Source organism: Hominimerdicola alba (assembly GCF_900109655.1).
GTDB classification, from domain to species: domain Bacteria; phylum Bacillota; class Clostridia; order Oscillospirales; family Ruminococcaceae; genus Hominimerdicola; species Hominimerdicola alba_B.
On sequence record NZ_FOAT01000008.1, the window covers coordinates 148,268 to 159,959 of the forward strand.

Consider the following 11,692-nt stretch of genomic DNA (forward strand, 5'->3'; position numbering starts at 1 on the left):
GAATTAATTGAGAGAAACTATTTAACATTATATTCAAATAACAACATAAGAAAATGATTGAAATATATTTCCTAAGGGGGGATACCTGTGAAAAAGATAAAGCGTTTGATCCCGCTTCTTATAGCAACAGCGATGCTGTTCAACTGCTTTCCTGTTGAATTATTGGCAGCATCAGCAGAAGAGATAACAGTTGAGACATCGGAAGAAACAACAGAAACAGACATCAGCGGGCTTGAATATCAGCAGCTGAGTGCTTATCCCGGCAGAGATGGTTCGGAATCGGTATCTCTTGACGGACTTATGCCTTCAAATGCGACCCTTACTGTTCAGAAGTACAGCGACACCGAAAGCGGCGCTATATGTTCTTACGATATAACCATAACCAAGGACGGCGAGGTATTTCAGCCTGAATCGGAAGCACCTATCACCACGAAGATAACAAACAGCAAGATAGGTCAGGCAAATGCTGCCAACAAGAATATGCGTCTGTGGCACATATCTGATGACGGAGTACGCGAGGAGATAACTGATTTTTCCGTAGAGGGAGATACTGTTATCTTTCAGGCAACAGGATTCTCACTTTATGAGATAGACGATGGAACTATCCCACTCAGGACTTATGAATTCTATACACCTGATGACAGCGGGGTATATTCACTTTATTACTTCCCGACATCATCGGGCAGAGAGATATGCGAACAGACGATAAAGGGCGATGAAAAGCCTATCTTTCCTCAGCTGCCTGTGCTTTTGGAATCAAGAACGAAGACATTCATAGGCTGGTACATATACAATGAGGTTACAGGAACTTACGATGAGGGGATAGATTTTTCAAACGTGCCCCCTGTTACAGAGGATAGTCAGGGAGTGGTAAAAGTCGGGGCTGTATATGCAGACTGTATATTCGTGGTATTTCACGATCAGCGAAATGCTGACGGTACACCCGGTGCGATACTTGCAACAAAAATGGTCACGCTGACAGATGAGGTAAATCAGTTCAGCGTAGATGATGTGACTGCTACACACGACGGAAATACCTTTGTACAGGGTACGGAAAATTCTGATATACAGGCACCTCATATGGAGTTCAAGGGCTGGTCTTACGATTATGCTGTAAACGAAGACCCCAACGCAGACCGCACTCCGCTGCCGTCAGTCATAGCAGTAGATGTTGAGAATCATGTTGGTCCTTCACATACTATCGACCTTTACCCCATATTTGAACCTCTGCGCTGGATAACATTCATTTCTGGTGCAACAGGAAGCGGTGCTTCCTATATACCGCCCTGTGCAGTTGAAGCAAAGAGCGGTGCGGAAAGCAGTGATTTTCGTGTGCCGCGCCGCGAAGGTTATGACTTTTTTGGCTGGTATCTTGAAGAAGAAGGACACGAACCGGTAAAGGTAACGGACAGTTCTGCACAGCTTCTGGGATCGCCTGATTTTGACGCTGAACAGCGCAGTCATATACATATAGAAGACGGACGGCTGATGTTTGACCACGATCTGAAATTCACGGCACGCTGGATACCTGCACAGACGAAATACACCATCATCTGCTGGAAACAGAAAGCTGATTACGATGAAGATGATGATTACGACTTTGAGAAAAGTGAACAGTTTTTTGAGCATACGGAAAACACGGTATCTGTGCCTGACAGCTATATGCAGTGTCCATACGATGGTTTTCACTTCGAACACTGTGACGAAAGCAAAGAAGCCGCAGGTAACGGAACTACCATACTTAATGTGTATTATGACCGTAACGTGCATACGGTGATATTCAGGACGACAAACCCAAACAGGACCATACATACCGTGACTGCTCGCTACGGTGAGGATATAAGCGGTATATGGTCTTTCACGGGCAGCAATAACGTTACCTACCCTCAGACCAATCCGCCTACCTCATGGACACCTGTCGGTTCATCCACATACACACAGCGTATCACCCGTATGGAGATAATGCCCGATGAAAATCTGACATTCGATCATACCACAACTAATAAGCAGAAACGTTACTTCCACTATTACGTCGAGGCACTTCCGGGTGCTGAGAGCGGCAGGACATTCAGAGATAAAAGCTATTCTCTTTACCTTGATCTTACCCATGATTTCCAGATCATAAACTACGCTGCGGATTTCTGGGAGCTTAAGGGTTTTACAAGAGAATGTGCGGCTAATGAGAACAACGTTGTTGTAAACGTAGGAAGTAACACCTCATGGAACAACAACACCATTCCGAATTCGTCATTGTATTTCTACTACACCAGAAATACCTACACTATCGAATTCGTGGATTCAAGGGACAATACTCTTATAGCTGATATACCTGTGCTTTACGGAGACAATATCGAAAACTATCTGGGCGGTGTACAGCTTCCCGAAGCGGAGGCAGGGTGGAGTTTCAGCGGTTGGTATTTCGATCAGCACTGTTCCGCGAAAGCAGACCTTGACGACATGACCATGCCTGCCCACAACATGATAGTATACGCAGGCTGGGAAGCAGAGTGGTATCTCATCGAGATAGACCCCAACGGCGGTCAGCTGCCTGAGGGTTCCTCCACATGGTTTTGGGAATCCTATCACGGTGACAAGATAGTGGAGTATATCCACACCACAAGGAATTATGTTCAGGACGATAACGGTGAGTATTATTACCACCTTTATGACAGAGACTATTATCATCTTTCCAAAGAATGGGATCCTGCGGAATCTGCCTGCACAGACAGACGTGCTTTTTACTCACAGGAGTTGGAGGGTGCAGACCTCAGCAGAAGGTACAGGGCAGAAGACAAGCAGATGTATCAGTATGCGGGCTGGTATGAGATCGACAGGGAGACAGGTCATGAAACACCTTTCAACTTCGATCATGAAGTAGACCATGATATACTGCTGCGCCTGCACTGGAAGGAACTGGGTGCTTACCATATCGACTATCACGCAGGTGACGGTACAATAGATGCACGAGATGAATCGGAAGATGATGTGTTCCTGCTTCTGGCAGAATCTGTTTACACAGGAAACGCAAAGGCAGTTGTTACAAGAACAGCCGTTGCGCCGGCGGGTATGAACTTCATCGGCTGGCATATTCGAGGCGATAAGAGCGGACGTATCTATCCGCCCGGACACAGCTTTGAACTGAAAGAATCATACTCAGAGATAACCATGACTGAGGACGGTACGGAAAAGCGAATTATAATCATGGAGGCAGTATATATCCCTGTGGATACGGCAACTGTCATATATGATGCCAACGGAGGTTCACTGAAAAGCGGTATGCCCACGGCAGGGTATGAGGCTTGTATGTTATCCTACGGCGGACGTATAGGCGTTGACCCTGAAAGGGACTACGAGAACAGCCGTCCTGTATACAGTGTTACGAACACTTCTGTAAGAGTTAGTCATCTGCTGAACAATTCCCACATAAAACTCAGCGGAGATATATTTGAGAACCTGAATTACCGTTTTACAGGCTGGAATACCAAGCCTGACGGAAGCGGCATACATTTTGAAGCCGGAGCCAACCGTCTGATAGACACGGCAGTTACTGCGGGCTTTGACGGCACTCCCCAGACATTGTATGCTGAATGGGAAGTCAAGGTTTATTTCGACAAGAATAAGCTGGATTCAAACTGGGGTGGAAGCTGGGAAGAGCAGGACAGTGCTTATCACTACGATGATTTGAACGGTCTGTATTACCGTGAAGTCAAGCTGAATTCAGCACTTCACGATCAGCCGCCATGCACACCGCACTGCAATGACCCGCTGACAGTATTCCATTACTGGAGTGCGCAGCGTTACAGCAGCGGTCAGGGTTCTGTTCCGGAGTTTGACTTTGAAACGATCATCACACGTGAAATGACCCTTTACGGATACTGGAACAGTCCGCCTGAGGTAATCGTACACGCAGTAGATGCATCTGACCCTGAACTGGTGCTTAAAGACACTGAATGGCGCAAGCAGAGTGCAATAACATTCACCGCAGATGTGCCCATCGAAATCGGTGCGGAAAGCACGGCAAGAGTGTATGCCGAGCCGATACCCCTGGCAGATGAGAATTATACCTTTGATTTTGCCTGCATAAGCGATGCATTTATACAGACAGGTATTAACAATATCTCAGACAGCCGAAGCATAACTGATATACGATTTGATACTGATGCGAGGGCTGTAAAGATAACATACAGCAGCGGTACAGAAAGTATACTGCCTTCTGACCAGGAAGTATATCTGGTGTTCCATAAGCGTCCGAAAGACGTGGACATCGGATATGTTGAAATGCAGTTTTCAGGGGCACTCGATGAAGTGGAGACCATAGCTGTGGCACCGAAGACTGCGGCAGTGGCAAATTATGTGATGAATAATGAGCTGACGACACCGCTGGATTATCCGGTATCAAATGATAACCGCGAGTACTACTCCTTTGCATTCGGAAGCCGGAATGCGGCAAGTGCGGAAGACCTGACGATGATAACAGCTGCATCGAACAGCAACAGCTCGCGCCCTTATCTGGAGATACGCAACACTTGGAGGGGATTTGAATACTCGCTGAACGGCGCAGATTTTGTAAACTGCGGCTATGATATTCAGCTTTATGTTGTATACTACGCTACACAGCCGACCATCATCACTTTGAGCGAAACCACAGCAGGTCTGCCAGAGGACATAGCAAGGGAATTTCAGTATACAGTTAAAATTACTGAAAGGACAACTGTCACAAGGACAAGGTACAGAAAATCTAAGTATGGTACCGGAAACTATCAGCAGTATGGATCACCTGTTGTTGAATCCGAGAGCACAACAGAATATAATGAACAGAATATAGACCTTTGTGACGGACAGTCAGTATCATTTGCGCTGTTCTATTCAAAGTTCCCGAATAATGATGAAGAATACACAGAAGGAAACTATTGGTACCGTGATGTTATAGTTACCGAGATAACTCAGAACTTCACTGTTGAGCAGACAGCTGTACCTGAATTTGAAACGGATATTACATCGACTTCATCGAACGGTACGGTAGATGCGGGTACACTTGCTTATTCATATACCTCAGCCGAAAACAGCGCAGATCATACAGTGAATTATAAAAACACTCATACTCCCCTGCCGCTGATACTTCATGTGGCTGTTGCTGAAAATGACGGATTTATCGTAAGGGACAATCTGCGAGTAAGTGACAGCAGTGTATACACAAAGAGCATAGACATAGGCTCTGTGTATGATCTTACTGCCATAGACCCCGATACGCTGATAAGCGACAATAACAGATATATGTTCGGCATGATAGCTGCGGCTGCCAAGAAGCCGAACGGTGAACTTACGGACATCGAGATGCCTGTTACAACTCTCAGCTATCAGATGACTGATGTGCAGGATATCTATCAGCTGTGGCTGAACAACGATACCGAAAAACTGCTTGACGGCAGGGACATATGGCTGATCTACTACGAAAAGCCTACGATACGCTACGTTATAGAAGAACCCAACGGCAGGCTGAAACTGATAACACCTGTTACAAGAAACTCGGAACCTGTACACCTTAATGATGTGACGGTGGAGCAGAATGCATATCTGCCGCTGAACGCATACGGAACGCTGGAATTCGATCAGACAGAGGCAGGAGCCTTCAAAGTTCCGCCAGATCTTGATGAGTATGATACAGATCACGGAGAGTGCTGGAAGTGCTTTTTGAACTACACGCGTATAGGTATCGGCAGCAGAACTGATGTAAGAGTTTCGGATCTGGAAGAGGTATATTCGGAAAGACAGCTCAGCACGGGATTCAATGATGGACACATGGTATACCGCGGATCGCCGGATGAGGAATGGAACAATATGCCGTCAGAGCCTGTTATCTACGTGATCTACCGTACAAAGGGCATACAGATGCGCATACGTAAGAAAGTTACCGGTGATGCTCCTGACAACGCAGAATTTACTGTAAGGATCAATTCCTCACTTATCAAGGATATGACATATCTGCCTGTAAGCGGATATTCACCCGACGGGAACGAGGTAAGTTCTGTTGAGGTAGGCCATCAGACCATAGGCGGAACAATGACAGGATATGTGGAGTTCAGCGTAAAGGACGGAAGCGATGTTACTGTTATGGGACTTCCGCGAGGAAGATATCTGGTAACGGAGTTCATGCCGACAGAAATTTACGAACTTTCAGCCACAGCAGACGGTTACAGTTGTACCCTTGACGAGGAAAATTCTTTCCACATCATCATCAACGAGGATACGGACATAGTACTTAATAATAACGTGAAGCCTGTTCCTGTGACCGGAATGAAAGAAAACAAGATGCCGTATATGATACTGAGTGCAGTATTTCTTACAGGTTCGGCATGGCTGATGTATATTCATCTCAGGAGGAAAAAGAGTTATGAGGATATTTGACCGCAGTAATACTGACGCGGCTGATAACAGAGGACCGCGGGCACCTAACAGAAAGATGATATCCATGGAAAAGCACAGATCACCCATGAAGCCGGTACAGATCTTTCTGCTGGATCTGCTTGTGATAATAATACTGATCTGGCTGCTGTTCGGGTTTGCGCTAGGTGCAGTCACAGCGCCGAACAATGATATGTCACCGAATATAAAGATGAAAGATCTTCTGCTATATTATCGCCTTGAGGACAAGTACACCGCACAGGACGTGGTAGTTATATACAAGAACGGAAGAACTTACATCGGGCGTATCGTGGCGGTAAGCGGTGATACGGTGAACATTACGGACGATGAACATCTGGAGATAAACGGGAAAACCGTAACGGAAACAAATATATATACTTCCACCCCGCGATATGAGGGATTTGTTGAATATCCCGTAAAGCTGCCCGAAAACACCTGCTTTGTGCTTTCGGATGATCGCTGCGGCGGTGAAGACAGCCGTTATTACGGTGTTGTTGACCGCAGCGAGATAAAGGGAAAGGTCGTCATTACCCTGCGTAGACATAACATATGAGGAGAGTGGTATCATGAAACTCCTGAACAAGATAGCGTCAGCTGCAAATACACTTCTGATGCTTGCCGCAGCAGGTGCGGGAGTGCTGATGCTCGCTTTCGGAGCGTATGTGCTTTATGATATCAGGTATACCAATCAGAATGCTTATATCTCACAGGATCTTCTGCAATACCGTCCTAAGGTGGCTGCCGAAGAGGAGGGTACTGAAACTTTCGATGAACTGCGTAAGATAAACCCCGATGTTGTTGGCTGGCTGGAACTGTTTGATACCCATATCAACTACCCTCTGGTGCAGGGCAGGGACGATCTTGAATACCTTAACAAGGATATTTACGGAGATTCCACACTAAGCGGATCTATATATCTTGCAAGTGAGAACGAGCGTGATTTCAGCGACAGGTATAATCTGATATACGGACATCACATGGATAACGGTGCAATGTTCGGTGATATCAGAAATTTCCTCGATAAGGAATATTTCGATTCACATCAGGAAGGACTTTTACAGACAGAAAATGGAACATATCTTATAAAAGTATTTGCCTGTGCTTATGCAGATGCTTACGATAATGTTATCTACAACGTATCGAAAGATGCAGATGCAAAATTTCCCGAGCTGAAGAAATACCTGAGTGAACACGCTGTACAGCACAGGGATATACCGCAGGAACTTTCAGACGGGATGCTGATAGGCCTTTCCACCTGCACCGATGTGGTAACAAACGGCAGGATAGTGCTTTTCGTAAGTGCAGGACCCCTTAGCAGTGAAGATGCTGAAAAGTATATGGAACGCAGTTCAGATGATGTGCCGATGGAGGATATCCACCGACTTCCGCTGGGATACTTTACAGACAGCGATCACTGGGCACTGTTGAATCTGCTGTGCGTGGCAGAAACTTTTATGATACTTCTGCCTATAACAGCTATAAGGAAAAAATACAGGCAGATATCATACAGCAAAAAATTAGCAAAAAAGCTTGAAGAAAAGGGCTGTTATGACAGTCACGAAAATTATGAAAATAACGATACGGAAGAAAGGAGATGCAGTGAAAAGAATGAGGAGATATGTAAGCAGCTAAGAAGATTTACAGATAAAATGCATATCGGGATGATACTCGAATGTGTATTGCTGATAGTATCAATAGTAGTCTTCCTGATGACGGAAGACCTGACCAAAAAGATGACACTGAGTGACAAATGGACAGGGCTGATGATAGTTATAGCAGCGGTAAGCCTGCTTATAGATCATCTGACATTCTGTTACAAAGGTAAAACACCAACTAAGGAAAAAATATCAACTCGGCAAAAGAATGAAAAGGTATATTCATGATATGAAGGAGGGTTCATTATGAAAAAAACTACTATTAAAAATTCTCTGATCGCTGTATGTGCAGCCTGCGCAATGACACAGACTCTGACAGTTTCGGCAGTAAGCACGGGAATGATAAACAGCGAAAACGCCAATACTGTTACGCCGAATTCCACCGCAAATATTTCCATCAACAAGGATATCCTGATGTTCAACACAGAGGGATCTGATATCTACGCACCGAATATAACATACAGTTATAATATCACCAGTGCGTCAACAAACAATGAGACCCAGATACTTACCTACGCAAACAGTGACCTTGAAAACGGTGTGCCAAAACCCGGCGCTGTACCGATAGCAGTTATAGTTCACCCCGGCAAGATAGAAGCTATATCCACAACAGGTGATGATGCAAGTACGACAAGCGTTGTTGAGGGAAGCATAGCTTTCGGCGGCAGCGAAGATACTTTACATAACTCCAATACTATCGGTGCAACAGCTGTTGATACAAGTAAAAAGGTCACGGGAAGTATGAGAATCAGCGTAGACGCTAATAAGATATTCAATCCGGATTATGATCCGAATGATGATTCTACCAAGGTGCAGCTGAATCCTCCCGGAATATACCGCTACAAGATCAGCGATGTTACAACGGCTGCGACCTTTACAGCAGCAGGCGTAAGTGACGGCGGCGCGGATAACGATATATATCTTGATGTTTATACCAAGTACAATAATGCCAAGGACGGTCTGGAGGTATACGGCTATGTACTGTTCAAGAGCGACAATGATACCGACAGCATCACCTATGACAGTACTGTTACATCGGCAAACGAAGGCAAGGTAACAGGTTTTGATGTTGATACTGAGACCGAAACAATATCGGGGGTAGGCGGACAGGAAACTACCGAATATCATTCGGATAAATATTATACTTACAACGTGAAAGTTAAAAAGCTGGTCGATGGTGGGCTTGCAGATGCTTTTCACAATTTCCCCTTTAAGGTGGAGCTCAGCAATGCTTCAGTGACCTCTGCTGATGATTTCAGTTACACGATAAAGAAGGACGGTACTACAGGTGCAGCAGTTGCCGCACATCTTGCAGCTAACGGTTCATGGACTCTTGATGGCATAGCAAATTCAAACACAGGGCTTCAGCTCAGGCACGGTGATGAGATAACTCTGACAGGTCTGCCTACGGGTACCAAGATAAAGGTCACCGAAAAAAATGACACAGGTGATATTTACATCGCTTCGGCAAAAGGCACTGATGATGAAGCGCTTAATTTGAAGAGCGGTACAGCTGATGCAGCGGCTTCCGTTGCAGTTTCCCCCGATGCAACAGCAGAAATGAACGCTGTATATGATATCTACGGCACAGAGACGATAACCTTCACCAACACTATGAAGGATATATCCGTTACAGGACTGCTGTTCAGTGTTGCACCTTTCATTATCTTAACTGCCGCAGGTGCTGTTCTGATAGTTATGGTAATACGCAGCAGAAAACATAGAGAGGATAATGATGTTATCTGACGGGATATCTTCGGATATTTCAGGACACAGGACAGAAACATTCATATAAGTGACGGTGATGTTTATGTTTAGATCGGCACGTTTTCGTGCGGCGGCGATTCTGCTAGCGGTGGCTGTATCCCTTGCGGTACTGCGGCAGTTCCGTACATCGGCGGTGCATTTTGTATCATCCGACATAAATGCAGCGGAAACAAGTCAGACCTCGGGTGATGATAGCGATATATCATCTGATGATACAAAAACACATGCGGCTGCGTTACGTGAAGAACAGGCGATCGTTCTGACATCGGCTGAAAAAGCGAGGGGATCGTATGAAGAAATTATACGTGAAAAACTGAAGCAGTTATCAAAGGAATGTCCCGATCTCATCGGCTGGCTTTATGTTGAAGATTCAAACATAGACTATCCTATTGTTCAAGGCAATGATAATCAGTACTATCTTCACCACGGGGCTGATGGTTTGGAAAACGAGCACGGTGCAATCTTTCTGGATAAGATCTGCAGAGCCGATTTTTCCGATGATCAGAGTATATTGTACGGACATAATATGGGGGATACCATGTTCGGTGATATACGCAAATTCAGGGATCCTGCTGAGTTTGAAAAACACAGAAGCGGTCGGCTTATAACCATGACAGCCAGCTATCGTATTGAATTTTTTGCACTCGCAATAGTAAGTGCCTTTGATACTGTATATGACGTTCCCGCCCCAAAAACACAGTGGGTGGATATCATCCGCAGTAACAGCATATGTCTGGCAGATACCGAACTGACCGATGAAGATAGATACATCGCCCTGTCTACCTGTTCATTCGATTATGAAAATGCACGGTTTTTGTTTGTTGGGAAACTTATAGATACAACCAAAAGTGAAAAATGATAGAAAAATCGGTTTATGTACTGCCTTCAAAAAGTCAGACATACCGTTAAAAGAAAAATTATGCAGCGATGTCGAAGATCTTGCTGCGACACAAGTGGTGCAGGATCCGTAGTGCTATATAAGAATATGAATATCAGAAGCGTTACAGATATGATTTTAGGATCATTATTAGATTTGCGATAAGTCTAATAAAGAGCAAATTACATAAAAACTTTAAGCATTAAAAAGTGCCTAAATGCCCATCTGAACAGACAGTAAAAAGTCTCTGAATGCCCGGTCTTTCGTGTGTTCTGAAATAAGATAAAAATCAGCCGTGCAGGTCGTGATGACTTGCACGGCTTTATGTATCCGCCCGCAAGGGGGGGATAGAATCAGTTCTTGCTGCCTGTCTTGTAGGCATCGATCATCTTCATTATAATTAGTCATAAAAACCACATAACGAGAGATAGTATATAACTAACATCAAAAAAAGTTATGCTAAATTATGAAACTCATAATTTAGCATAACCGAGTGGGTTCTATAATAACTCAAAATAAGTCGGTATAGCTTTAGTTGTCAAATAGTAGTCAAAAAACGATTTTCATGTAATGTCATAAAATGTAAAAAGCTCGCAAACAACGTATTTGCGAGCTTTTATAAAGCAGGGGCACCAAGGATCGAACTCGGGACACGCGGTTTTGGAGACCGCTGCTCTACCAGCTGAGCTATACCCCTAGATATAAAATTGAAAGAGTGGACCATCAGGGACTCGAACCCCGGACCCACCGGTTATGAGCCGGTTGCTCTGACCAACTGAGCTAATGGTCCATGTACAAAAAAACGCAAACTGAAGAAGTCAGCTTGCGGTCTTGGGAAATATGACCCGTGGGAGAATCGAACTCCCGTCGCCGGCGTGAGAGGCCGGAGTCTTAACCGCTTGACCAACGGGCCTTGACGCTGGTTTTCAGCGTTATAAAGTGCACCATCGGGGACTCGAACCCAGGACCC

General features: G+C 45.0%; 5 protein-coding genes and 3 tRNA genes. 5 read left to right on the forward strand and 3 right to left on the reverse strand.

The features are described 5' to 3' along the window. Nucleotides 1-87: 87 nt before the first annotated feature. From BMY75_RS10525 to BMY75_RS10545, 5 genes are read left to right on the forward strand one after another with little or no spacing between them, the layout of a single operon-like run. Nucleotides 88-6,405: an InlB B-repeat-containing protein gene (locus BMY75_RS10525; RefSeq protein ID WP_074833587.1), complete on the forward strand. Its 6,318-nt coding sequence runs from the start codon at nt 88-90 to the stop codon at nt 6,403-6,405. Further along, on the forward strand, nt 6,392-6,976 hold the full coding sequence (lepB, locus tag BMY75_RS10530; RefSeq protein WP_081350516.1) for a signal peptidase I: 585 nt from the start codon (nt 6,392-6,394) through the stop codon (nt 6,974-6,976). Before BMY75_RS10525 ends, lepB begins: the two co-directional genes overlap by 14 nt. A 13-nt stretch (nt 6,977-6,989) precedes the next feature. Next, complete coding sequence (gene srtB, locus BMY75_RS10535) at nt 6,990-8,306, forward strand: class B sortase (protein ID WP_074833590.1); 1,317 nt, start codon at nt 6,990-6,992, stop codon at nt 8,304-8,306. Between the two features lie 18 nt (nt 8,307-8,324). After that, nucleotides 8,325-9,824 carry a DUF7601 domain-containing protein gene (locus BMY75_RS10540; protein ID WP_074833593.1) on the forward strand — a complete coding sequence of 500 codons (1,500 nt, stop codon included), beginning with the start codon at nt 8,325-8,327 and terminating at the stop codon, nt 9,822-9,824. A gap of 58 nt (nt 9,825-9,882) precedes the next feature. Further along, nucleotides 9,883-10,704: a class B sortase gene (locus BMY75_RS10545; protein WP_081350517.1), complete on the forward strand. Its 822-nt coding sequence runs from the start codon at nt 9,883-9,885 to the stop codon at nt 10,702-10,704. Between the two features lie 642 nt (nt 10,705-11,346). Here the strand turns inward: BMY75_RS10545 and BMY75_RS10550 are convergent. The 3 genes from BMY75_RS10550 to BMY75_RS10560 all read right to left on the reverse strand — a co-directional run bounded on the left by BMY75_RS10550 (nt 11,347) and on the right by BMY75_RS10560 (nt 11,635). Continuing rightward, nucleotides 11,347-11,419, reverse strand: a tRNA-Trp gene (locus BMY75_RS10550). 19 nt (nt 11,420-11,438) lie between these two features. Continuing rightward, nucleotides 11,439-11,512, reverse strand: a tRNA-Ile gene (locus BMY75_RS10555). A 51-nt stretch (nt 11,513-11,563) separates the two neighbouring features. Beyond that, nucleotides 11,564-11,635: transfer RNA gene (locus tag BMY75_RS10560), tRNA-Glu, on the reverse strand. Nucleotides 11,636-11,692 lie beyond the last annotated feature (57 nt).

Bases quoted from the DNA above. Each gene is read 5' to 3' on its own strand.
- lepB (WP_081350516.1), top strand. From the start codon at position 6,392: ATGAGGATATTTGACCGCAGTAATACTGACGCGGCTGATAACAGAGGA.
- srtB (WP_074833590.1), top strand. From the start codon at position 6,990: ATGAAACTCCTGAACAAGATAGCGTCAGCTGCAAATACACTTCTGATG.
- BMY75_RS10540 (WP_074833593.1), top strand. From the start codon at position 8,325: ATGAAAAAAACTACTATTAAAAATTCTCTGATCGCTGTATGTGCAGCC.
- BMY75_RS10545 (WP_081350517.1), top strand. From the start codon at position 9,883: ATGTTTATGTTTAGATCGGCACGTTTTCGTGCGGCGGCGATTCTGCTA.